This is a genomic window from Providencia sp. PROV197 (genome assembly GCF_028479625.1).
In the GTDB taxonomy this organism is placed as follows: domain Bacteria; phylum Pseudomonadota; class Gammaproteobacteria; order Enterobacterales; family Enterobacteriaceae; genus Providencia; species Providencia vermicola.
In genome coordinates, this window is the sequence record NZ_JAMPNZ010000025.1 from 50,555 (window position 1) to 75,091 (window position 24,537).

22 protein-coding genes are annotated in these 24,537 nt (G+C 43.1%); 6 read left to right on the forward strand and 16 right to left on the reverse strand.

What is annotated here, in order from left to right; genetic code table 11:
- Nucleotides 1–28 precede the first annotated feature (28 nt).
- From PR808_RS15160 to dnaB, 4 genes are all read right to left on the reverse strand, one after another.
- Entirely contained in the window at nt 29–763 is a 735-nt protein-coding gene (locus PR808_RS15160) for a hypothetical protein (RefSeq protein WP_272539572.1), read from the reverse strand.
- A gap of 71 nt (nt 764–834) precedes the next feature.
- Nucleotides 835–2,031, reverse strand: a complete 1,197-nt coding sequence (locus PR808_RS15165; RefSeq protein ID WP_206086319.1) for an amino acid aminotransferase — start codon at nt 2,029–2,031, stop codon at nt 835–837.
- A 100-nt stretch (nt 2,032–2,131) separates the two neighbouring features.
- Nucleotides 2,132–3,214 (reverse strand): alanine racemase, encoded by a 1,083-nt coding sequence (alr, locus tag PR808_RS15170; RefSeq protein WP_272539573.1) that lies wholly within the window; start codon nt 3,212–3,214, stop codon nt 2,132–2,134.
- 492 nt (nt 3,215–3,706) lie between these two features.
- The gene (gene dnaB, locus PR808_RS15175) at nt 3,707–5,119 is read right to left on the reverse strand and encodes a replicative DNA helicase (RefSeq protein WP_206086317.1); all 1,413 of its coding nucleotides are present in this window, start codon (nt 5,117–5,119) and stop codon (nt 3,707–3,709) included.
- 214 nt (nt 5,120–5,333) lie between these two features.
- Between dnaB and PR808_RS15180 the strand changes: the two genes are divergently transcribed.
- A complete protein-coding gene (locus tag PR808_RS15180; protein ID WP_225820726.1) occupies nt 5,334–6,317 on the forward strand; it encodes a quinone oxidoreductase in 984 nt (327 codons plus the stop codon).
- Between the two features lie 61 nt (nt 6,318–6,378).
- On the opposite strand, the gene dusA is transcribed toward PR808_RS15180, so the two are convergent.
- The 3 genes from dusA to PR808_RS15195 all read right to left on the reverse strand — a co-directional run bounded on the left by dusA (nt 6,379) and on the right by PR808_RS15195 (nt 8,539).
- Nucleotides 6,379–7,380 (reverse strand): tRNA dihydrouridine(20/20a) synthase DusA, encoded by a 1,002-nt coding sequence (gene dusA, locus PR808_RS15185; RefSeq protein ID WP_272539574.1) that lies wholly within the window; start codon nt 7,378–7,380, stop codon nt 6,379–6,381.
- A gap of 212 nt (nt 7,381–7,592) precedes the next feature.
- Entirely contained in the window at nt 7,593–8,219 is a 627-nt protein-coding gene (gene ycaC, locus PR808_RS15190) for an isochorismate family cysteine hydrolase YcaC (RefSeq protein ID WP_206086314.1), read from the reverse strand.
- Between the two features lie 110 nt (nt 8,220–8,329).
- The gene (locus PR808_RS15195; RefSeq protein ID WP_272539575.1) at nt 8,330–8,539 is read right to left on the reverse strand and encodes a YdgH/BhsA/McbA-like domain containing protein; all 210 of its coding nucleotides are present in this window, start codon (nt 8,537–8,539) and stop codon (nt 8,330–8,332) included.
- A 245-nt stretch (nt 8,540–8,784) separates the two neighbouring features.
- Here PR808_RS15195 and cbrC point away from each other — a divergent pair, with 245 nt between their 5' ends.
- A complete protein-coding gene (gene cbrC, locus PR808_RS15200; protein WP_206086312.1) occupies nt 8,785–9,372 on the forward strand; it encodes a PF03691 family colicin E2 tolerance protein CbrC in 588 nt (195 codons plus the stop codon).
- 49 nt (nt 9,373–9,421) lie between these two features.
- Here the strand turns inward: cbrC and PR808_RS15205 are convergent, their stop codons facing one another.
- The 5 genes from PR808_RS15205 to PR808_RS15225 all read right to left on the reverse strand — a co-directional run bounded on the left by PR808_RS15205 (nt 9,422) and on the right by PR808_RS15225 (nt 15,280).
- On the reverse strand, nt 9,422–10,216 hold the full coding sequence (locus PR808_RS15205) for an inositol monophosphatase family protein (protein WP_272539576.1): 795 nt from the start codon (nt 10,214–10,216) through the stop codon (nt 9,422–9,424).
- Between the two features lie 102 nt (nt 10,217–10,318).
- Nucleotides 10,319–10,792: a DUF6882 domain-containing protein gene (locus PR808_RS15210; RefSeq protein ID WP_272539577.1), complete on the reverse strand. Its 474-nt coding sequence runs from the start codon at nt 10,790–10,792 to the stop codon at nt 10,319–10,321.
- Between the two features lie 3 nt (nt 10,793–10,795).
- Nucleotides 10,796–11,731, reverse strand: coding sequence for a uridine-preferring nucleoside hydrolase UriH (gene uriH, locus PR808_RS15215; protein ID WP_272539578.1), 936 nt, complete (start codon nt 11,729–11,731; stop codon nt 10,796–10,798).
- A gap of 97 nt (nt 11,732–11,828) precedes the next feature.
- The gene (locus PR808_RS15220; protein WP_272539579.1) at nt 11,829–13,988 is read right to left on the reverse strand and encodes an ornithine decarboxylase; all 2,160 of its coding nucleotides are present in this window, start codon (nt 13,986–13,988) and stop codon (nt 11,829–11,831) included.
- 272 nt (nt 13,989–14,260) lie between these two features.
- Complete coding sequence (locus tag PR808_RS15225) at nt 14,261–15,280, reverse strand: mechanosensitive ion channel family protein (RefSeq protein ID WP_272539580.1); 1,020 nt, start codon at nt 15,278–15,280, stop codon at nt 14,261–14,263.
- A gap of 143 nt (nt 15,281–15,423) precedes the next feature.
- On the opposite strand from PR808_RS15225, the gene PR808_RS15230 reads away from it, so the two are divergent.
- A complete protein-coding gene (locus tag PR808_RS15230) occupies nt 15,424–15,840 on the forward strand; it encodes a DUF2750 domain-containing protein (RefSeq protein ID WP_206086306.1) in 417 nt (138 codons plus the stop codon).
- Between the two features lie 35 nt (nt 15,841–15,875).
- On the opposite strand, the gene PR808_RS15235 is transcribed toward PR808_RS15230, so the two are convergent.
- The 3 genes from PR808_RS15235 to rbsK all read right to left on the reverse strand — a co-directional run bounded on the left by PR808_RS15235 (nt 15,876) and on the right by rbsK (nt 19,303).
- The gene (locus tag PR808_RS15235; protein WP_272539581.1) at nt 15,876–16,895 is read right to left on the reverse strand and encodes an aldose 1-epimerase family protein; all 1,020 of its coding nucleotides are present in this window, start codon (nt 16,893–16,895) and stop codon (nt 15,876–15,878) included.
- Between the two features lie 63 nt (nt 16,896–16,958).
- Nucleotides 16,959–18,266, reverse strand: coding sequence for an L-fucose:H+ symporter permease (gene fucP, locus PR808_RS15240; RefSeq protein WP_272539582.1), 1,308 nt, complete (start codon nt 18,264–18,266; stop codon nt 16,959–16,961).
- A gap of 107 nt (nt 18,267–18,373) precedes the next feature.
- The gene (rbsK, locus tag PR808_RS15245) at nt 18,374–19,303 is read right to left on the reverse strand and encodes a ribokinase (RefSeq protein WP_206086303.1); all 930 of its coding nucleotides are present in this window, start codon (nt 19,301–19,303) and stop codon (nt 18,374–18,376) included.
- 168 nt (nt 19,304–19,471) lie between these two features.
- On the opposite strand from rbsK, the gene deoC reads away from it, so the two are divergent.
- Together deoC and deoR are read left to right on the forward strand one after the other, a co-directional pair.
- Nucleotides 19,472–20,140: a deoxyribose-phosphate aldolase gene (gene deoC, locus PR808_RS15250; protein ID WP_206086302.1), complete on the forward strand. Its 669-nt coding sequence runs from the start codon at nt 19,472–19,474 to the stop codon at nt 20,138–20,140.
- Nucleotides 20,141–20,195: 55 nt separating this feature from the next.
- Complete coding sequence (deoR, locus tag PR808_RS15255) at nt 20,196–20,975, forward strand: DNA-binding transcriptional repressor DeoR (RefSeq protein ID WP_272539583.1); 780 nt, start codon at nt 20,196–20,198, stop codon at nt 20,973–20,975.
- 38 nt (nt 20,976–21,013) lie between these two features.
- On the opposite strand, the gene rnz is transcribed toward deoR, so the two are convergent.
- On the reverse strand, nt 21,014–21,928 hold the full coding sequence (gene rnz / locus PR808_RS15260) for a ribonuclease Z (protein WP_272539584.1): 915 nt from the start codon (nt 21,926–21,928) through the stop codon (nt 21,014–21,016).
- 236 nt (nt 21,929–22,164) lie between these two features.
- On the opposite strand from rnz, the gene PR808_RS15265 reads away from it, so the two are divergent.
- Nucleotides 22,165–24,447: an inverse autotransporter beta domain-containing protein gene (locus PR808_RS15265; RefSeq protein WP_272539585.1), complete on the forward strand. Its 2,283-nt coding sequence runs from the start codon at nt 22,165–22,167 to the stop codon at nt 24,445–24,447.
- Nucleotides 24,448–24,537 lie beyond the last annotated feature (90 nt).

A 24,537-nucleotide genomic window follows, 5' to 3' on the forward strand; every position in this document is an offset into this window, starting at 1 on the left:
ACCCTTGTGTTATTGGCAAGGGTATTCATTAGCCCAATTCGAAACGCAAATGGCTCTTTCTAAAGTCTCGAATTTTGTATTCTTGCTCAATGAGGTGAGCACCATCATAACCATCAATAATAGTTTGTTCGCAAATAGGTAATTGGCTATGAAAACCGTAATTTTTTACCCACATCACTAGGTTCAAATTAGGTTGTTTCCCTCCCCACCCTATAAACTCATACTCTTCTCGTCGGCAAAGAAAACAGACGCTTTCCCCCGCTTTTATCATCAATGGAACCGTTTTTCGTGGGAAGTGAGTGGTAATATCCCCTAGTTCCGACACGCTATGAACATCAAAATAGTATGGGGCTAATGACTGAATATTTTCAAACATCAGCGCGTCACAATCACCTGAATATTTTGCGACTTTAGTTTCACTCTTCGTTCTAACCCATTCATTTTCATGGAAGTATTCCCCTGTCAATTTCATGATTGCACGCGTTGATGGTGATTGCCAAATTTGTTGTTGCTCTTGACTCATTTGTGATGAAATCACAGGTTGATAGGCATTGAAGCCCCACTCTTGCAAACATTTATCCCGCTGAATGAATTCTTCGTGGACACGTTCAAAATAACGATATCGGCTAGCCTTTGAAGTTCCCATATAGAAAAACGCATCTTCAGGTAATTGAGCTCGGGTAGAACCTTTACCAAAAAAGGAAAATTTTCGGACAAAAAATTCAAGGAATAAAACAGGAGAAGATAGACTTAATTGTTTCATAAATATAACCGAGTAATAAAAAACGCAGGGATTAGCCTGCGTCTATTTACTTATCATTGAGTTAGCTTTAACTATTGGCTAACAGCAGCAAATGCCTCAACGATACGTTTTACATTGTGGCGGTTAACACCTGCCATACATACTCGGCCCGTACCCACTAAATACACCGCAAACTCGTCTTTTAGACGAGCCACTTGTTCTTTAGTGAAACCGGTATAACTGAACATCCCGCGCTGTTTCAATAAATGGTCGAAGTTTTTGGTTGGTAACGCTTTTTTCAGCTCATCCACCAACACGGTGCGCATGTCTAAAATACGTAAACGCATTTCTTCCACTTCTGCTAACCATTTTGCTTTTTCTGCGCTGTTGGTCAGTACCGCAGCCACAATTTTTGCCCCATTAGAGGGTGGGCTTGAATATAAACGGCGCACACCAGCTTTAAGCTGACCTAATACACGATCGCGCTCATCGGTGTTTTCACAAATCACCGATAATCCACCCGCACGTTCGCCATAGATACCAAAGATTTTAGAGAATGAGTTGCTGACAAACACGGTCAAACCCGCTTTAACCATCGCTCTAATCGCGTAAGCATCTTCGTTGATACCTTCAGCAAAACCTTGATAAGCGATATCTAAGAATGGGATCAGTTTGTGTTCAATCGCCACTTTCGTGACTTCATCCCACTGCGCCGGTGTTAAGTCAGAACCCGTTGGATTATGGCAACATGGGTGCATTAAAATGATGCTATTTGCTGGCAATTTCTTAAAGGTTGCAAGCATTTCATCGAATTTAACGCCTTTGGTTTTTTCATCAAAGTATGGGTAATAATGAACTTTTGTGCCCGCACCAGAGAAAATAGAGGCATGATTTTCCCATGTTGGGTCACTGCACCAAACTTCTGAATCAGGATAGTATTGATGTAGGAAATCAGCACCGATTTTTAATGCACCAGAGCCACCAATGGTTTGCACTGTTGCAATACGCTCTTGTGCAATCAGCGGGCAATCTTCACCAAATACCAATTTTTGCAGTTCAAGACGGTAATCTTTTAAGCCTTCCATTGGTAAATACAAGGAAGCACTTGCAGGTAACTTGTTTAGTGACGCTTTAGCGGTACCCACCGTTGCCAGTTCAGGCGTTTTACCTTCACCATCGTAGTAAAGACCAATACTCAGATTAATTTTGTTATCACGAGTGTCTTTATTAAATTCATCCATTAACGACAGAATTGGGTCGCCCGGATAAGCATCAACATGTTCAAACACAGGACATCTCCTAATCATTATTTGGCACTGATAATGTCAGCGCGCATTGCGTTATTCAGCGTGGTTATTACGTTGTTACTTGAAAATAACCCTTTGTTGACTATTCGTCTACATATTCCATCGCAACTCGTGAGGTCAATTTAGTGAGCAACTCATAGTTGATAATACCCGTTTGTGCGGCAATTTCTTCAACTGGCAGTCCATTCCCCCACAAAACCACGTCATCACCAACTTTATCGGTGGCATTTAACCCCAAATCCACGACAGTCATATCCATCGAAATACGACCAATAATCGGCACTTTTCGCCCATTAATTAATACTGGCGTCCCAGACGGCACGTTACGCGGGTAGCCATCGCCATAACCAATGGCAACAACCCCAAGGCGAGTATCTTGATCACTGCACCACGTTTCACCGTAGCCAACACATTGGCCTGCTGAATGTTCTCTCACAGCAATTAAGGTGGATTTTAAAGTCATGACTGGCTGCAAGCCGAAATCTGCCGCGCTTTTTCCTTCTTGGGGAGAAGCGCCATACATCATGATTCCTGGACGAACCCAGTCATAGTGAGCTTCAGGCCATAATAGGATACCTGCGGATGCCGCGATAGATTTTTCGCCTTCTTTGCCTGCAATAAACTGTTTGAAGCAATCGATTTGACGTTGAGTTGTTGGCAAGTGCGGCGCATCAGCTTGACAGAAATGGCTGACAATATTAATAGGCAGTTCAACATGTTGGCAACGTTGCAGGCGTTGATAAAAAGCCTCAGCGTCTTTTGGTAATATACCAAGGCGATGCATCCCTGTATCTAATTTCATCCAAACTTTGAGGGAATGTGGTAACTTAGCCGCTTCAAGCATTTCAAGCTGTTCGATGCAGTGAATAACGGTGTCAATTTTGTGCTCTGCCATCAATACTAAGTCAGACTGCTCAAAAAACCCTTCCAGTAAGACGACGGGCTTTGTAACGCCATGTTGGCGCAGTAGCAATGCCTCATTCAACCTTGCCACGCCAAAGCCATCCACCAGCGCTTCCACTGCACTTCCCACTCCAACTAACCCATGGCCATAAGCGTTTGCTTTAACAACTGCAATCAGTTGGCTATTGGGTGCAATCTCTTTCACCCGTTGCAAGTTGTGTCGCAGAGCGCGGCGGTTTATTAATGCGGTTGCCGCTTTCATGATCCCCTCGTTTGCTTCTCTCTAATTTGTCTAAAAATTAAGCTGCACATTGGCAGCTTAGTCTATTCTCTATTTGTTATACGCTAAAAAATATCAATTTCCATCCGATATTATTTTTATGAATCATTTAATTTTAATATTCTAATTCCAATACTCTAAATAGTTTGGGTTGTCGCTAGGCGGCAAGCGAAGATATCGCGGGGAGCATACACGAGTATGTGACTCGCGTAGCTGAGTGCAGACAACACCGCGATAGCTCAAAATATGACGAGTATTTCCATTAGATATTATTTTATGAACCATTCAATTTTAATACTCTAGTTCAAACACTCGAATTACAACGTCCTAATTCCAATACTCTAAATAGTTTGGGTTGTCGCTAGGCGGCAAGCGAAGATATCGCGGGGAGCATACACGAGTATGTGACTCGCGTAGCTGAGTGCAGCCAACACCGCGACAGCGCAAAGTATGACGAGTATTTATGACGAGTATTTAGTCTTCGTCGTTATACGCAGGCCCCGCATAGTTATCAAAGCGTGACCACTGCCCATTAAACGTCAACCGCACCGTACCAATTGGCCCGTTACGCTGCTTACCTAAAATAATCTCCGCAACCCCTTTAAGCTCGCTGTTATCGTGGTAAACCTCGTCGCGGTAGATGAACATGATTAAGTCCGCATCCTGCTCAATAGACCCCGACTCACGTAAGTCGGAGTTAACGGGGCGTTTATCCGCACGTTGCTCAAGGCTACGGTTCAACTGTGATAATGCCACCACAGGCACATTAAGCTCTTTCGCTAAGGCTTTTAGCGAGCGAGAAATCTCGGCAATTTCAAGAGTACGGTTATCAGAAAGCGAAGGAACACGCATTAACTGAAGGTAGTCAATCATGATCAGGCTTAAACCACCATGTTCACGGTAAATACGCCTCGCACGGGAGCGTACCTCTGTAGGTGTCAAGCCAGATGAGTCATCAATGTACATGTTGCGCTTTTCCATCAAAATCCCCATCGTGCTGGAAATACGCGCCCAATCCTCATCGTCCAATTGGCCGGTACGAATACGCGTTTGGTCAACGCGAGAAAGTGACGCAAGCATACGCATCATGATCTGGTTACCTGGCATCTCCAAGCTGAAAATAAGCACTGGCTTTTCTTCTGTCATCGCCGCATTTTCACACAAGTTCATCGCAAAGGTAGTTTTACCCATCGATGGACGCGCTGCCACGATAATTAAATCTGAACCTTGTAACCCTGCAGTTTTCTTATCAAGGTCTTGATAACCTGTAGAAACCCCCGTTACCCCATCATGAGGTTGCTGGTAAAGCTGCTCAATTTTTTCGACGGTTTCGGACAAAATAGCTTCAATGCCTTTTGGCCCTTCATCTTTGTTCGCTCGGGATTCTGCGATTTGGAAAACTTTGCTTTCCGCTAAATCCAACAAATCTTCACTGCTACGCCCTTGTGGGTCGTAACCCGCATCTGCAATTTCATTGGCAACAGAAATCATGTCACGCACAACAGCACGTTCGCGAACGATGTCTGCATAAGCATTAATGTTCGCCGCACTTGGCGTATTTTTGGATAATTCAGCTAAGTAGGCAAAGCCCCCTACGCTATCAAGCTCACCTTCTTGCTCTAAGGATTCGGACAGGGTAATTAAGTCGATAGGCTTGCCCCGCTCTAGCAATAATTGCATCTGCGAGAAAATCGTGCGGTGAGGGCGGCTAAAAAAATCAGCGTGTGTGACCCGTTCAGAGACAGTATCCCAACGTTCGTTATCCAACATCAAACCGCCTAAAACAGATTGCTCCGCCTCAAGAGAGTGCGGTGGAAGTTTCAAACCTTCCATTTGGTGATCCCGAGGGGCATCTGTTTTAAAATTCGATGAGGGTTTTTTAGCCATACATTTGCATCCAAGTCTATAATTAACGAACAGCTTCTAGTATACGCCAATCTGATTTTTGTTGTGGCTTTCTTTACGCCCTCAGGCAAGAGAATTGCCTGCTAACGTTTTCAACAAAAAGCACAAACCAATAATTCTTCTGATTGAAACATGGCGTTATAGTAAAACGATTGATATTGTAAACAAAACTAAATGGTTCTTATTGGAGATTGTCATGGCAAAACGTATCGAGTTCGCGCAACATGGCGGCGCTGACGTTCTAAACTTTGTAGATTATTCCCCAACCGCACCTGCTGATAACGAAATTCAAATCGAAAACCGCGCAATCGGCATTAATTTTATCGACACCTACGTTCGCAGTGGCCTTTACCCTGTCGCTAAACTGCCAAGTGGTCTCGGAACTGAAGCCGCTGGTGTCGTCGTTAAAACAGGTGCCCACGTCACAGGTTTCAAACCTGGAGACCGCGTGGTGTACGCCCAAGGCCCGCTGGGTGCCTACAGCGAAGTGCACAATGTACCTGAACACGCTGTTGCTCATTTACCTGATGGCATTACCTTTGAACAAGCCGCAGCGAGTTCACTCAAAGGAATGACGGTATATTATTTATTCCATCAAACGTATCAACTTAAGCGTGATGAAGTATTTTTATTCCATGCTGCCGCAGGTGGCGTAGGCCTAATTGCCTGCCAATGGGCAAAAGCACTGGGTGCCAAAATGATTGGTACCGTGGGCTCTGCGGATAAAGCACTGCGAGCAAAAGACGCGGGTGCATGGGAGGTGATTAACTACCAAACCGAAGATATCGCTGCACGCGTTAAAGCGATCACTCAGGGTGAAAAAGTCAGTGTGGCTTATGACTCTGTTGGGCAATCCACATGGCTTGCTTCTTTAGATTCACTGAAACGCCGCGGATTGATGGTGAGTTTTGGTAATGCATCAGGCCCTGTCACGGGTGTAAATTTGGGCATTCTCAACCAAAAAGGCGGTTTATACGTCACTCGTCCATCTTTGGGGGTGTATGTGACTAACCGTGCAGAGTTAGACCAAGCCAGTCACGCGTTGTTTGATATGATTTTAAGTGGCAATGTGAATGTGGATGTGCCGCAATCACAAATTTTTGCCCTGAAAGATGCACAAAAAGCCCACGCAACGATTGAATCAAGAAAAACCCAAGGATCAAGCCTGTTGATCCCATAACGGGTATCTCGTCGATCAGAAAAAACGCCTGTTTTGGCGTTTTTTCTTTATAATCAATATGCTATTCACCGCGAGTCACAAACTCCAGAGCCTGTTCAACGACCGCTAAGTCAGCACCTTTTTTATGGGCATTTTCGCTCAAATGGCGACGCCATTGGCGAGCACCAGGAATGCCTTGGAAAATCCCTAACATATGGCGCGTCATATGGCCTAAATAAGCACCTTTAGACAATTCACTTTCAATATACGGGTACATCGCCCGCACTGCATCAACACCATTCGTCACAGGAAAGTGCTCACCAAACAATTGGTTATCAACCGCTGTTAAAATAGACGGGTTTTGATATGCTTCGCGACCCACCATCACGCCATCTAAATGTTGAAGGTGTTCTTTTGCTTCTTCTAACGTTTTAATACCGCCGTTAATCGCCATCGTTAAATGCGGGAAATCGAGCTTCAATTGATAAACACGTGGGTAATCTAATGGGGGGATTTCACGGTTTTCTTTCGGGCTTAGTCCAGATAACCATGCTTTACGCGCATGGATAATAAACATTTCACAGCCGCCCTTGGTAGAGACTGTTTCGATAAAATCACACAAAAATTCGTAGCTATCTTGCTCATCAATACCAATGCGAGTTTTGACCGTAACAGGGATGGATACCACGTCTTGCATCGCTTTTATACAATCCGCCACCAACTGCGCATCCCCCATCAGACAAGCTCCAAAACGGCCATTTTGTACACGGTCAGATGGGCAACCCACATTTAAGTTTATTTCATCATAACCGCGCTCTTGTGCAAGCTTAGCACATTGCGCCAAAGCAGCAGGGTCACTTCCCCCAAGCTGTAATGCAACCGGATGTTCTTCTTCGCTAAATGCCAAATAATCCCCTTTCCCATAAATAATCGCCCCAGTGGTGACCATTTCGGTGTATAGCAAGGTATTTTTGCTCAGTAAACGATGAAAATAGCGGCAATGGCGATCGGTCCAATCGAGCATCGGCGCAACGGAAAATCGGTTTAAATTGGTATAGCCTTGTTTTGAGGTATTTTGATGCATGGTGATCTTGTGTGTTTAAATCAAATGGATAGCCCCAAAAAGCAAGGAGCCAAGCAAAAACAGTGGCTATTATAACATAGAGAGAACTAAGTGCGATGATGACGAAAATAAGCTGCTGGGGTCAGTTAATTTAACAAAATAACCCCCGATATGAGCAATGCCATATCGAGGGTTTATAAACCAATTATGTCATTTTAATACTTAGTCACGCACTATTTTTTCGCAGAAAGCAGTGCATAGCTGGTCATTAAGTTACGGTAATCAGGGATATGGTTTGAGAACAAAGTTCCTAACCCTTCCACATCATTACGCCAATCACGGTGTAATTCACAAGCAGCACCAAACCAGCTCATCAGTTGAGCACCTGCTTTTGACATTCTATCCCACGCTGCGTCACGTGTAATGGGGTTAAATGTACCTGAGGCATCAGTGATAACAAAAACTTCATAGCCTTCTTCCAGTGCAGATAATGCAGGAAATGCCACGCACACTTCTGTCACAACACCCGCAATAATTAGCTGTTTTTTACCTGTGGCTTTGACAGCTTTTACGAACTCTTCGTTATCCCACGCGTTAATTTGGCCAGGGCGGGCAATAAAAGGGGCATTAGGAAAGGTTTCTTTTAATTCAGGGACTAACGGGCCATTAGGGCCATCTTCAAAAGATGTCGTCAAAATAGTTGGTAAGTTAAAATACTTTGCCAGATCGGCAAGTGCTAACACGCTATTCTTGAATTTATCTGGATCTTGGTCACGAACTAACGATAACAAACCCGTTTGATGATCAACAAGTAATACAGCTGCATTATCTTTATCTAGGCGGTTATATTTAAAACTCATCTCAACGACTCCTCAATTATCAGATAAAAAGTGGCATTGAATCTACTTACAGCCTCATAAACACCACTTTTCATCAAAAATATTTCAATAAGAGAAACTCACACAATTCGTTATTTAGTTTCTGCGCTCATTGTGACAAAGTTACCCATACGAGCACTGGTAATTGTGTAGCTGTCTGCACCCGCTGCTTTGGCTTTAGCGGCAATCATCGCTTCGGTTGAAGCCAGTGTATCGCCTGTTGCAGTGATTGTTGCTGCTGATGCACCAAATGCGACCATAGATAATACTGAAGCTGCCATCAAAGTTTTTAACATGTTCATAATCTAATTCCTTCACTGTGTATACGATGAGACAACCCTTGTTGTCTGCGATGAAGGTATCATAGCGGTAATGACATTTAGGTTAAATCTAATAATATCGTTCGAATCATTCAAATTAATTGAATATTTTGATTTGTCTGAAACCCGCCTATGCAATAAAACCGAGAAACATAATCAAACGGCATTGTGATATTCTTTCCCACTCGTTGGCTTACTTCCGGTGCAACCTTTATTAGGAACTGTATATGGCGCTCAATAACCGAACACTCCCTAAGTTTAAATACCATCCAAACCCAATTGAAACAGAAGCATTTCTGACAGATAAAACAGTAAACTGTGATTGCTGTCAGCAACCTACTGATATTTATTATGAAAGCCCTTTTTATTCTATTGATGATATTGAAGCACTTTGCCCATGGTGTATTGCTGATGGCTCTGCGAGTGCAAAATTTGACGGGGAATTTCAAGACGCTGCCAGTGTTGAAGGTATTGATTGTGAATATGATGAGAACGGCGAGTTTTTACAAACCATAAACCCCTATCCGACTGAAAAGTTTGACGAGCTGATTAAACGAACACCAGGTTATCGCGGATGGCAGCAAGAAATTTGGCTCGCACACTGCCAAGAACCCTGTGAATTTATAGGCTATGTTTGTTGGGATGACATCAAAGATAGGCTGGATGAATTTGTTTCCCTTGAAAATGATATCGCTGATTATGGTTTTTCAATCTCAGAACTGGAAAATATTCTCCACCAAGATAGCGATGCCCAAGGTTACTTATTCCGTTGTTTACATTGCAAAAAGCTACGTTTGCATTTTGATTTTAGCTAATTCATCACGATTAAACCGCGTGAGGATGCTTATCTTCACGCGCTCATCTTCAACTATTCATCAATTCAATAATGTGTTCGGCCAATTCCGGTGTGGCTGTTGATAGCAAGCTCCCCGCGAACATGGCTTGCTGCCGTTTGCCATCTAGCGCACACACCTCGCCGCCAGCTTCTCGGATACACGGAATCAGTGCCGCGCTATCCCATGGTTTCATGATGGTATCAATGGCTGCGTGAATACGCCCACTGGCCACCATGGCATGTTGATAAGCATCATTAGCAAAAATAAAGTCACTAGCTTGGCTGACCACGGCATCAAGATGATAAATATGAGCCCCTTCACGTGGGTTATAATTACTACTGTGAATACCAGATGCGCTTACCACTGCCTCTGATAATAATTTAGGCGATTGACTACCCAATTTCAGTTGCCTTGGCGCCTGCCCTGCGTTTTGCACCCAGCAGCCCTCCCCTTGCGAAGCCCAGTAGAGAGTAGATATTGCAGGAAAGCTGATCACACTGAGTAATGGTTCCCCATTTTCCACATAAGCGATTAAGGTACTAAATAATGGCACACCATAAATAAAGGCACGGGTGCCATCGACCGGGTCAATCACCCAACCCGAGCTAAATTTTTGCTCACCGGCAAAGCCAAACTCTTCACCTAAAACAGCAATATTCGGGGTACGCTGGGCAAAAAGCGCTCTGATAGTTTCTTCAACGCGGATATCCGTTTCCGTGACCACAGAACGATCGGGTTTATAATCAAATTTGCCCGAACCTTGAAATGCCTCTACTGTCATGGTTTTGACTAAGTTAGCGGCTTCGAGTGCAATATCTAACATGCGCTGGCTCCTGACTGAAAAAACTGAGTATAACGGGTAGGTTATGGAAAAAAGAGGGCTAAAGTGCCTTATCAACCAACAGATAAAGCACCGAGTTAACCATTAAACTTGTTGCAGAGAAACGTTACCAAATGTCATGAAGATCAGCGTATGCCCCGCAATGCCACGGTATACCCCTTGCTGGTTGTTAAGCTCACAGGCCAGCGCGGTTAATTGCCATGCGTCATATTCTTCGATTTGACTGACCCGCGCTGTTAATAATGCGTTGTCTTTGCGTTCACCATAGGCTTTCACCGTAATCGCATCTTGTGTTAATGCGCTGTCAATAGAACTGTTTGCCCAGCCCCACATCCAACTCCCTTGGCTTTGGTCATAGGTACCAACAATTTGTACCGGTGCGGTTGCCACTATATTGTCTGGCGCATGAAAAATAATGGTGCCTTCGTCTTGATTGACTGACCAGTCTGCCTCATCTAACTTCCACGTATCGCAATGGAATTGGTTTTTAGCTTGTAAGGCATTCATACTGCGTTCAATTAATGCCTCATAAGGCATTTGTTCCAAGTTATTACTCATTTATTACCCAATATTTTTCAATGCGTTGATAATCAGCTGCCAAAATTTATGGTGGTCTAGCTTCACGGCGACCTGTGTGTGGCAATCCGCTGGAGCAGGATGGCGAAAATCCGCCACCGTCATACCTAATGTTAATGTCCCCGTTAGCTCAATATTGATAGGGACTTTTTGTGTGGTAAGCACTGAAGGGTCAATCACATAGGCAACCGCACAAGGGTCATGAACCGGAGGCGCATCAAACCCTTGTGCCTGTTTGTACATTTTACCAAAGAAGTCCAACAGTTCGACGACAAATTGCGAACAATCGGTACCAATCGCAGCAATTTCGTTTACGATTTCAGGTGTTGCCAATGCTTGATGGGTCAAGTCTAGCCCAACCATCGTTAATGGCCATTTTTCATTAAAGACAATATGTGCCGCTTCAGGATCAATTTTGATATTAAACTCCGCCACCGCACTCCAATTACCGACATGGTAGCCACCTCCCATCAAAACCACCTCTTTCACCCGCTCAACAATACGTGGCTCAAGACGAGCAGCAAGGGCAATGTTTGTCAGCGCACCTGTCGGAACTAATGTGACGGTTTTCGGTGGGTGAGACATGATGGTATCGATAATCAATGAAACAGCATGCCTTTCATCAAGCTGTAAAGTTGGCGTGGGTAATACAGGCCCATCAAGCCCTGAATCGCCGTGAATATCAGGTGCAACCTCAATGCCACGAACTAATGGGCGAATCGAACCCGCAGCAAATGGAATACCCGTGATCTTCGCCATTTCAGCGATTGCCAGTGCATTACGAGTCACTTTTTCAAGGGTTTGGTTACCTGCAACGGTTGTTACAGCCAATAAATCGATATCTGGGTTACCGTAAGCCAGTAATAATGCGATAGCATCATCATGACCAGGGTCACAATCAAGAATGATTTTTTTGCTCATACCTTACCTTATAAATTTGGAGTCAGAGATGGCTCTGACTCCAATGTAACGACCCGATAAGGCAAAATCTACGCTTAAAGTCTGAATACGAAGGAAATTATTTTAAAACATGCGCATAGACACGTTTTTTCTCGCCTTCATTTTTCGAAATATACACGCCTTGCAGCTCAGGTGCGAAGCCTGGTAACGCATTAATCCCCGCTTCAAGAGCTTTGAAATAACGCAGTACAGGGCCTGACCACACCTCCCCAGGCACAACACATAAGACGCCAGGTGGATATGGCAAAGCGCCCTCTACCGCAATGCGCCCTTCGAGTTCATCCAATGGCAATAGCTCACAATTGCCACGAATAAATTCTAAATGCGCTTGTTGTGGGTTCATTTTGACTTCAGGGAAATGTGCCTTGCGGAACATCTCTTTTTGCAACTGCTTGATATTGTCATTAACGCTCAATTGATGCATTTCTTGGCATAAACGACGCAATGTATAACCTTGATAATGCTCTTGGTAGCGCTGGTATACTGATGGAAGTACATCTTCTAATAACGCATCTTCATCCAATAATTGTTCAAAGCGTACTAAATGAGAAACTAACAGAGCGAGTTTTTCCGTCGTTTCTGCAGGGGTTAATAAAAATAAAATCGAGTTTAAGTCACATTTTTCAGGGATCACACCGTGTTCACGTAAAAAATGCGCCAAAATAGTTGCAGGTACGCCAAACGACTCATATTCCCCACTTTCGACATCAATACCAGGCGTCGTTAACATGAGTTTGCATGGGTCGACAAAATATTGGTCTTGAGCATAGCCCTCAAAGGCATGCCAACGTTCCTTAGGGATAAAATTGAAAAAACGTTGTTCCGAAGCAATTTGTTCTGTCGGGTATTCATGCCATGCTTTTCCGTCAATCAATTCAGGCACAAACGGCCTAAAATAGCGACAGTGCTGGAAAATTGATTTGCGCACTTCAATACCCGTTTTTACGCAATCCATCCACATCATTTCACCCGCTGCGCCTTGGTGAATGCGTGCATTAACATCTAACGAGGCAAATAAGGGATAAAATGGGCTAGTAGAGGCGTGCATCATAAAGGCATTATTCAGTTTCTTATGGGAAACAAAACGTTCTTGTCCTTTGATATGGTTATCTTTTTTGTGAATTTGTGACGCTTGTGAAAACCCCGCCAGTTGCTTGTGCACTGACTGAGTGACCATAATGCCTGGGTCATTTTCATTTAACTCAAGCAATAAAGGTGAGCACTGGCGCATCATCGGGATAAATTGTTCATATCCCACCCACGCCGAGTCGAATAAAATATAGTCACATAAGTGGCCTATTTTATCGACCACTTGCCTTGCGTTATACACGGTGCCGTCGTAAGTACCGAGTTGGATCACCGCCAAGCGAAAAGGGCGCGTTTGTTGCGTTTTTTCAGGCATCACATCTTGGATTAACTCACGTAAATAACGCTCTTCAAAGCAATGGGCATCAATACCACCAATAAAGCCAAACGGGTTACGCGCCGTCTCTAAATAAACGGGGGTAGCACCCGCTTGAATTAATGCACCGTGGTGGTTGGATTTATGGTTGTTGCGATCGAATAACACCAAATCACCAGGTGTTAATAATGCATTGAGCACCACTTTATTGGAGGATGACGTGCCATTTAACACAAAATAGGTTTTATCCGCATTGAAGACTTTAGCGGCAAATTTTTGGGCTTCCTTGGCTGCCCCTTCATGGATCAGCAAGTCTCCCATCGCGACATCCGCATTGCATAAATCGGTACGGAATAAATTTTCACCATAAAATTGGTAAAATTGCTCTCCCGTTGGGTGGCGGCGGAAAAATTGCCCACCTTGATGGCCAGGGCAGGCAAACGTAACGTTATGACCCGCAGCATAATCCATCATTCGCGCAAAAAATGGCGGTAATAACTGCTCTAGGTACTGATTGGCAGCATCAAGCAATTGGCGACTATTTTCTTCGCGGGCAGCAGGTGCTGGCGGCAAGAGTGCCGTTAAATACGGGGGAAAGTTGTCATCGGTTGGCAGCTGTTTATCGCTAATGATAAACAGCGGAATACTGAGCTGACTTTGCACCACTCTTTCCCACAGGCCTTGGTTGGCATCTTGTTCAGATAGCACCACCGCAGCAATATTGTTTAACTGTGCATCGCGAATATCTACCCACTGAAATTCGTTAGTGAAATAGATTGCGACCCCCTGGCTACATGCCACATTGATTTTGTTCATAGCAGTCTGGCTCTTAGTTAGCTGAGGAAAAGAGGCGGACAATATACTTGATAGATCAGGGAATTGAAATGATTAGCACGGCGGCAAAAAACGGGGGGATTTAGTAAGTCGAATATTTTCTATAAGCCACTGGTTAATAGCAGAAAAATTTCGGCCCACCCCTATCTATACTTTGAAACTTAAGGTTAGGATAAAGCAAATAAAAAGATAAATTGACCAATATATATGTAAATAGCCATGGTTTAATCGGTCAATTTATCCTGCATGGGACGTTAGTTGTTTTTTTCCACATACAACGTTTGTGATGGGAATGCAAAGTCTGCATCGTGGCGTTTAACTATCTCAATGATCTTTAAATAGACGTCCTGTTGCGCCGCTAACCACTCAGCCCAAACCGTCGTTTTAGTAAAGCAGTACACCATAATATTTAACGATGAATCTGCAAACGCATCAAAATACACCAGCAGAGTTTGGCTGGTATCAATATTTTCATCTTGCTGTAGCATTGTGCGAATATCGTCGACGATCGCACCAATTTTATCGGAATCTTCATAACGTAAGCCTAATTCAGTTTTGATCCGACGGTTAGTCATTCTCCCAGGGTTTTCCACACTAATGGACGAAAATACTGAGTTTGGAATATACAATGGCCGATGGTCGAACGTGATGATCTTGGTGATCCGCCAACCAATTTCCACTACCGTACCTTCAATATTTCTATCGGGTGAACTCACCCAATCCCCAATATTAAACGGGCGGTCAAAATACAGCATCAACCCTGAGAAAAAATTACTCAGGATATCCTTACCCGCCATACCGATGGCAATACCACCGATGCCACCAAAGGCCATCAGCCCTGATAGGCTCATACCAAAGTGTTCACCAAACAACAGTACCATAACGACAAATACCGTGGTTTTAAACACCCGGGCCACAATACGAGCCGAAGTTGGGTCACTGCCCTTTTTGATTTGTGTCTTCTCTAACCGATTGGCAAGTTGAAACAATTTTCGCATTAAAATCAAAGCAATTAATGCGATCGTGATAAAATTGACCAGCGGTGTGGAAATAAAATTCAAATCAAAATCAGCCGCGGCCATATCCACATATTGTGCCGCCACGATCACAATGCCACAAAGCACAACGGTTTGAATAACATGGATCAGGATGCTTTTATGTTTATGTTTGTGTTTACGCCGCTTATGAAAAACCTCAAAAGCCAAATAGATTGCAAGACACACCGCAATCAATGTCATCCCAATGGCGTACTTTTCAAGTAATGCTTCTATCATTTCTAACCGCCCTAAAATTTACCTGATAGATATTATTTTTATGTGTTTTACTGTGTATGATGTTAAGTTATCTTGTTATTAAGATAACAATTATAAATATAATTTTCCCACTAATTATCAATTACCTTTTAGATTATCCAATCATGAATAACAACTCATTTTCCCCTAATGATAAAGAAATACAAAATGTTCATGCCCTTGGCCCATACCAAAAGTACCGCTATTTTGTCGGTAAGGTCGCTGACTGGGAACAAGTATGGACAGTAAGTGATGGGCAAAACTTCGTCACCCTCAGGGATCAGGAAAATGGGATTGCTGTTGCGTTGTGGCCGGCTAAAGCTTATGTCGAGCTATGTTTAGTGCATCAGTGGGCGCATTTTACGCCAATGCAACTGACCCTTGAGCAACTCATGACAGAGCTCCTTCCTGATATGCATGAGGCGAATATTAAAGCTGCCATCATGATGAAACCCAATGGGGCCAATGCACCATATTATGATGCTTATGATGCCTCAATGTTACTTGCTGATTTAGCAGAAGAGTGCCAGCAGTACGAATGAGGCAGTTAACCACTGCCTCTGGTGTCGTCAAAAAATCACGATTTTTCCACGCCGGTGGTAACCGTAAACTGGCGCGTTTCCCCTGCCGCTAACCAAATTAAGGTTTGGTTATTTTTTGCGGCTAAAAAACCTTCTGGGCGGCAAGTGGCGGGTAACACAAATGCGCCCACTTTTTGGTCGCCATTATATAAAATCCAGCGGGTTGCATAGTTAAGTTCACTGGATTTAAAACGGGTGATAAACGTATCTCCCGCTGGGGAGGTCATTTTAAATTCAGGTTGTGCCGTGTATTGGCTGAGGTTATCCATAAAGAAGACAATCTCAGGGTCACACATATGTGGTTGATTAAGTTGATTTAAAGTAACTTTGCCGGATTTCAATGCTTCGTTAAATTCAAGCCATTTTTCAGTTGGCTGCACATGCCCCGGTATCGATTCACGTAGTTTAATTGCGTTATCAGGCACGTTTTGTGTCAATGTTGCATTATCCACATAGGCATAATTCATATGGCACATATATTGAAGTGGCATAGGAACCGATGCTAAATTGGTGACTGACATTTGAATATCAAACAGTGCGCTATTTGCCTTTAACTCTACAGAAGGTGTTGCGCGGTAATGGTGGCCAAACCCCATCACATATTCATATTCACCAACAATGTTTAAACTATCCCCCGTGAGTTCAAGCCAAGCACAGTCCATTGCAGCGCAAGGCATTTCCCCATGCAGCGGGTGTGTATCCTCTGGTGAAGGGCAGCCATTACTGATTAAACCTGAATGAAACGCAAAGCAACCATAGGTTTCAACAACGGTAGGAACTCGTTTTGGTGCTGAAAACATGTTTTCCATTTTCAGATTTTGTCCGCAAAATTCGGCATCCCAAATCATTTGCCCCAAAAAAGGCAAAATAGTTAAGTGGCCTTGCTGATTTTCAATGCGTAAGCCTTCTACCCCTGTGTGATAACAAAATGCGGTCGCAGAAAAATGTTCATTTTTTACAATAAGCGTTGGCTTTTCCGTAAATAAGCTTTTGTGAAGTGGTATTAGTGTATTCATTTTCATACTCACGGTTTGGTTAGATGAATGGAATTGGGTAGCGCACACTACCCAACCAAAAAACTATTTAGCGGCTTGTTTTGCTTTAAAGCGGCGTTCACCGACAAAGTAAATACCGACGTAAACAAAGCACAACATAGAAACCAAGAAGGAAAGCTGTAAAGAGTGCAGGATATCAGCGACATAACCCTGAATTGCAGGAACAACTGCCGCCCCCACGATTGCCATGACGATAACCGCCCCAGCCATTTCAGTGTGCTCATTATCAACTGTATCCAATGTGCCTGCGTAAATGGTTGCCCAGCAAGGCCCAAACAGAATACTCACCATCACGGCGGCATAGACCGCGGTGAAGCTAGGAATAAATGCAACATAAATTAAGAACAGTGCACCAATCACCGAGTAAATAATCAGGACTTTTTCGGCATTAAAGCGAGTCATTAAGATATTGGCGATAAACTTACCAATAAAGAAACACGCAAAGCTGTACACCATGAAATTCGAGGCATCACGTTCGTTAATATCGCCCATTTCCAGCGCTAAACGGATAGTGAATGACCAAACCGCAACTTGCATACCCACATATAAAAACTGGGCAATGATCCCTTTTCTAAAGCGGCTATTTTTAGCTAAATATCTTAAGGTTTCTAATGCGGTTGGGCGTTTATGATCTTGGGTTTCTGCCACTTTACATTTCGGGAACTTAGTAATGAGGAAGAGGATCATCACCACCACCAATACCATAATCATATAACGGTAAGGTTCGAGGGTGTTTTCCAACATCGCTAAGCGAAATTCATGAATTTGTTCTGCATTCATGCCTGCCATCTGGCTTTGTAAGCTATCCCCTTCGGAGAAGACTAAATATTTACCCAGTAAGATCCCGCCCGCAGCACCAATTGGGTAGAATGTTTGGCTGATATTTAAGCGTAATGTGGCGTATTGTTTAGGGCCAATCATTGAGCTGTAAGTGTTCGCTGCAGTTTCAAGGAAGCTTAAACCAATCGCAATGGCGAAGATTGCCGCCAAGAACATAGTATAAGTCGCCATATGGGACGCAGGGAAAAACATACTGCAACCTGCGATATAGAGAATTAACCCCACCATAATCGCATATTTATAACTGGTTTTTTTGATCACTAAAGAGGCTGGGATCGCAATTAAAAAGTACCCGCCATAGAATGCACTTTGTACTAAAGCTGATGCGAAGTTACTGAGTTCAAAGACACTTTTGAACTGGGTAATTAAAATATCATTTAATGCTGCGGCGCATCCCCACAAAGGGAATAAGCACGATAGTAGGATAAATTGGAATAGAGGAGTCCGACTCAGGTACCCATCAGGTAACTGAGTGATGTTCTTAATGTTCATAGTAACCCTTATATTTTTATAATTTATACCCTAGGAGTTCCTATTCCGCTCTAATGGCGGATTAATACGTCAAAGGGTATACAGCTACGTTGAGTTTTATTATTTAGCTATGCGTTTGAGGTGTTGATTTGCACAAATTCATTGAATTGCTCAACACTTGGATAAGAAGATTGAGTCCCTTTCCCTGTCACACTAAATGCAGAAAACATCACTGCTTTTTTCAGTGCTTCTTCAATATTCCCCGTGTGTACATAATAATGAGAGAAACAACCAATAAAGGCATCTCCCGCACCACTTGTATCGATGGCATTCACTTTGATTGCCGGTATGTATAACTCGCTATCGCGGGTCATCCACAAAGCGCCTTTTTCCCCTAAGGTCACAATGAGGTTTTTTAACCCTTTATCCAGCAGAGATTGTGCTGCTCGGCGGACGTTATCCATCGTGTCGACTGGCATATTGGTTAAAATTTCTAATTCCGTTTCATTCGGCACAAAGAAATCACAACGGCAAGCAAAATCCAGATCAAGCGAGCGCTGTGCAGGAGCCGGGTTAAGCAGGACAGGGATCCCATGTTTGTTACCAAATGAAATCGCGTGATAAACTGTTTCTAACTGCACTTCTAATTGCAGAACGATCAACTTACATTTCTTCAGATCTTCCGCTGCACGGTCGATATCTTCAGGTGATAAGAACTTGTTGGCGCCTTTGACGATCAGAATACTGTTTGATGAGTTTTGATTAACAAAAATCGGTGCAACACCGCTTGATGTACAAGGCACTTTTTCAACATAACGGGTGTTAATACCGTAAGATTCAAGATTACGAATGGTATTATCTGCGAAAATGTCATCTCCAACTTTGGTTAACATAATCACTTTTGAATTTAATTTAGCAGCGGCAACCGCCTGATTCGCACCTTTACCACCACAACCTATTTTGAACGCGGGCGCTTCTAACGTTTCGCCTTCTTTTGGCATTTGATCAATGTAAGTGATCAAATCAACCATGTTTGAACCAATAACTGCTATATCCATGATGCCCCTCGTGTTAAATAAATCACATAATGATATGATAGTAACATTATCATGTTGCAAAAATATCATTTGTGATTAGGATCTCGAATAACGAATGATCAAGTGTTACATCTACCACATTTCCTCATTCTTTGTTGTCTATCCCACATTTATATAGGAAAGTTGAAAATGCAAGACTTAGCAAAATATATTGATCACACTTTACTTGCTGCTAACGCAACTGTCAGCGATATCACAAAATTGTGTGCAGAAGCGGCTGAACACCACTTTGCTTCCGTATGTGTAAATACAGGCTATGTTCCTTTAGCCAATGAACTTTTAAAAAACAGCGATGTAAAAGTTTGCTGTGTGGTAGGCTTCCCATTAGGAGCTTGCTTAACAGAAGCAAAAGCTTTTGAAGCGGCTGAAGCAGTGCGCCGCGGTGCGGATGAAGTGGATATGGTGATTAATGTTGGCATGTTAAAAAGTGGCGATTTAGACTTTGTCCGTAAAGATATTGAAGCCGTATTTGCTGCCTGCGGTAATGCAACATTAAAAGTCATTTTAGAAAATTGCCTGTTAACTGATGAAGAAATTACACAAGTTTGTGAAATTTGCCGCACAATTAACGTCGGTTTTGTGAAAACTTCAACAGGTTTCAGTACAATGGGGGCGACTGAGCACCATGTTGCGTTAATGCGTAAAGTCGTTGGCAGCGAAATCGGTGTCAAAGCCTCTGGTGGCGTGCGTGACCGTGAAACTGCGATTAAAATGATTGAAGCGGGCGCAAACCGAGTTGGTGCGAGTGCCAGTGTTGCGATTGTCACAGGAACGGCAACAAAGCCGAGTGACTACTAAGTGATGGGGCGCGGTCTAACCGCGCCAATTTTGTATATCATAAAAGGATTGTAGGGTGATAGAAACTAAACAAAAAGAACGCCTTCGCCGCTTAAGTGAATGTTTGAAACGTTCAGGACGCATTCATCTTAAAGAAGCCGCTAGGATACTCGAAGTCTCTGAAATGACCATCCGCCGAGACCTTAACGCTGATGCAGAAGGCCCTATTCCGATGTCACTGCTTGGTGGCTACATTGTTTCTGTTACCCAACCTGTAAATTTAGTTGCCCAGGAGCAGCAAGCCGATGTTTTCACGCCAGATCAAACCGAAGAACTCTATATTCCTAATCTCGCGGCGAGTATGGTCACAGAAGATGACGTTATTTTCTTCGATAATGGCATTGAGATGGCGACCTTGATTTCCCTTATCCCAGAAGAAATCAGTTTCACGGGAATTTGTTATTCCCATAACGTTTTTCTCGCCCTTAGCCAGAAAAAAAACGCCACCGCCTTATTATGCGGTGGTGAATACCGCCCTAAAAGCGACTCGTTTTACAACCCTTCTCTGCCTTCCTTGCTTGACTCCATTAACCCCAAAAAGGCCTTTATTTCTGCCGCAGGCGTCCACAGCACATATGGCGTAACCTGTTATAATATTGACGATTTACCAATGAAGAAAAAAGCGATGGAAAAATCCATCCGTAAAATTTTATTGGCACCTTATAACTTGTTTGATGAAGTGGCGACCGCCAATATGGGGGAATTATCACAATTTGATGTGATAGTCACAAACAGGCAGCTTTCCGATGAGTATGAAACTTACTGTCGTAATGGATTTGTGAAAGTAATTTACTGAGTCAAAAATAGGTGGCGGGCTCATCATTGCCCGCTAAATCAAATCTTCACCGTCAAATAATCTTCGGCAATTTGAGTCTCCGCGAATTCAGCTTGGCACTCCATTAATAACCTTGGAATATCTTCGCTCATATAACGCCCACTCAAGTGAGTGGCAATAAAACGCTTTACCCCTGCTTCACGGGCTAATTGTGCCGCTTGCACTGTTGTTGAGTGCCCACGCTCATTCGCTTTTTCTGTAAAAGCTGCTTCCAACGTGGTTTCATGCACCATCACATCCGCATTTCTAGCAAGTTCAAACGCCTGTGGCGTCGGTTGTGTATCTCCAAAAATAGCGATAACTTTACCAGGGATAGGTTCACCAAGGTAATCTGCACCATTAACCACACGACCATCTTCAAGGGTTATGGTCTCACCCGCTTTAAGCGCTTGCATCCATGGGCCACGGGGAATGTTATCACTCGCCAATTTGTTCGCATCTAACGGCCCACTTTTGGCGTGTTCTTCAATACGATAACCATAACATTCTACACGGTGATCAAGAGAGTAAGCCGTCACAATCAACTCACCATCATCAAATAACTGCCCCACCTCAATTTCAATAATTTCAATTGGATAAGTCATATAAGACACACTAAGAGACAACACCGTTTCAATATATTGCTTGAGCCCTTTTGGCCCATACAGTGTCAATGGCTCTGTTGCCCCGCCCATTGAACGGCTGCACAAAAGCCCTGGTAAGCCAAAAATATGGTCGCCGTGCAAATGGGTAATAAATATTTTCTCAATTTTTGGTGCTTTAAATGGGCTATTAAGGATACGGTGCTGTGTCCCTTCGCCACAGTCAAACAGCCAATAACTTTTTCGAATGCCGACCAAATTTAATATCATACTGGTGACATTACGTTCTTTTGTCGGTACCCCTGCACTGGTTCCTAAAAATGTAAGTTCCATACTTCCTCTATCTATTTATTTGTTTTTATTAAAGTAAGATTTTTTCCAAACAATAAAATACCAGCTTGTTCTAATTATTATTCGATATGCTCGCGGATGTTAATCAACGTCACCAATTCCAAACATTTCCAGCGTACAAATTTCCTTTCCGTATTAATCCAATTAATTCCCAAGCGTTTCCAGTCGCTCATATTCCAAAATAATAGTAATGAATATCCAGCCTAGGAATAGATTTAATGTTTTGCTCTAAAAATAAATTTCCCACCCTTTGTGCCTTATTGATGGCGGTCGGGCCATTAGCTATGGTACCAATATTACCCAGCTATGCAAAAATGCTAACACCAGATGAGCTTCCAATTTTAGGCAGCCCTAACCAAATGGCAGAAAATAACGATGGCGAGCGTAATTTAGCTCAATACAGTAAAACTGCAGCAACATTGATCGCCTCACAAAAAAGTGGCCATGAAATCTCACAAATGGCGCAAAGTTATTTCAGTAATCAAGCCGCTAATGCCGCGATAGAAGAGATTACCCGTTGGCTGTCAAAGGCTGGTAATGTGAAAGTTGGCCTGAATTTCGATCAACAATTATCCCTTAAAAACAGCCATTTTGATTGGCTGATCCCTTGGTACCAGCAAACTAATATGTTGTTGTTTACCCAGCATAGTATTCACAATACAGATGGGCGATTACAAAGCAACAATGGGGTTGGTCTACGTCATTTCAATGATAAGAGCACTGTGGGTATCAATGCATTCTTTGACCATGACCTTTCACATTACCATTCCAGATTAGGCCTTGGCGCTGAATACTGGCAAAATTACTTAAAGCTAAGTGCGAATACTTATTTCCCTGTTTCTTCATGGCGTAGCTCATCTGAGCTACCCCAATCTTATAATGCACGCCCTGCTCGTGGGTGGGATTTACAAGCACAAGGTTGGCTACCCGCTTACCCTCAACTCGGTGGAAGCCTTAAGTTTGAACAGTATGTCGGTCATAATGTGGCTTTAATGGGGAAAAATAAACTGCAAAAAGATCCCATGGCAGCCACTCTCGGCGTAAGTTGGACTCCTTTTACTCTTGTCACCTTTAGTGCAGATCACAAAATAAGCAGTGGATTACAAGATACCAGCGCCAAAGTACAATTTACTTGGGCATTTGATAAGAATTTCATTGAGCAAATAGACCCATCTAAAGTCGGTGAATCACGGCATGTTTCGAATAATCGCTTTGACTTCGTCAATCGCAATAACAATATTGTTATTGATTATCAAAAGAAAACTGAAATTCAATTGAAACTCGTAGCAAAAGTTCAAGGGGAGGCAGGACAAGAGTTACCACTCGTACAATCAATAACAACTCAATATCCACTTAAAAAGATTGTCTGGAATGCACCTGAACTACTCGCTGCGGGCGGTGTTATTCATGCTTCTGGCCAAAATACTACCGTAAAGTTACCGCCTTATAAAACCGCATCAACCCCCTCAGAAAGTAAAAAATTGAACCGTTATCATTTAAGTGCTATTGCCTATGATATTAACGGAAATGCCTCATCAACAAGTAACACTCTGATTGAAGTCACTAATATCAGTACCGTAACAACTAGCCAGGCGCGTATTCATAGTTTCACTATCGACCAAACAGGCGCTCTCTCCGATGGGAAGTCAGCGAATATGGTCTCAGCTTATATTACCGATGCTAAGGGCAACCCTATAGCAGGTGAAACCGTCAATTTTACCGCTACTTTAGGAGATATTGCGGCTCAAGGTATTACTAATAAAGCGGGGATCATTAAAATGCCTTTGACGAGTATGAAAAGCGGAACAAGTGAAGTTACCGCAACTATCAATGGCCAAAAAGAAACCATTGCCGTTTATTTTATCAGTGGAACTTTGAAAAAAATTGAGATCCTGAATACTCAGTCAACCTATGCAGGGAAAGAGATAACGATGTCACTCAAATTAACCGATGTGAATGGCAATCCAGTATCTGGTGCGGATGGGATCATAATGGTCAACATTGGCAATAAACAAATTCCCGTCAAGATCGAAGAAAGTTTAGTTAATCTAGGTGAGTATTATGGGTTACTTTCAGGACAAATGGCTGGTGATTACACCATTTCCGTTTCTTTGAATGGAAAAACATCACCTAAACATACGTTAACTGTGAATCCACCACTAACTATCAATGCGATTAATTCTGATGGTAGCGGTCCTAAAGGCCAGTTAGGTGTCGTCGAAAACATTGAACTATCAACATCGTCCACTCATCATGTCACCGTTGGTGGTGATGTACTCATTACGGTCACTCTCAGCGATGCCTTTGGAAACACACTTGAAGGTGTAAACCCAAACAATATCGACCTTGGCCACCATAACGCCAATATATTGGGCTGGAATGAAGAAAGCGATGGAGATTATTCTACCTACTTAACACTATTACCATCTGGTGACACTAACATTATTGCTTCAATCAATGGGCATTCAAGCCCTAAGCTTACCGTGTCAGTAACACCTTAGCATCTTAGACACTCCCCCCTCTACTTTAGAGCGGGGAGTAAAAAAACTTTATTAATCAAAAGATAGCAACGCCCATTCCGAACGATTCCA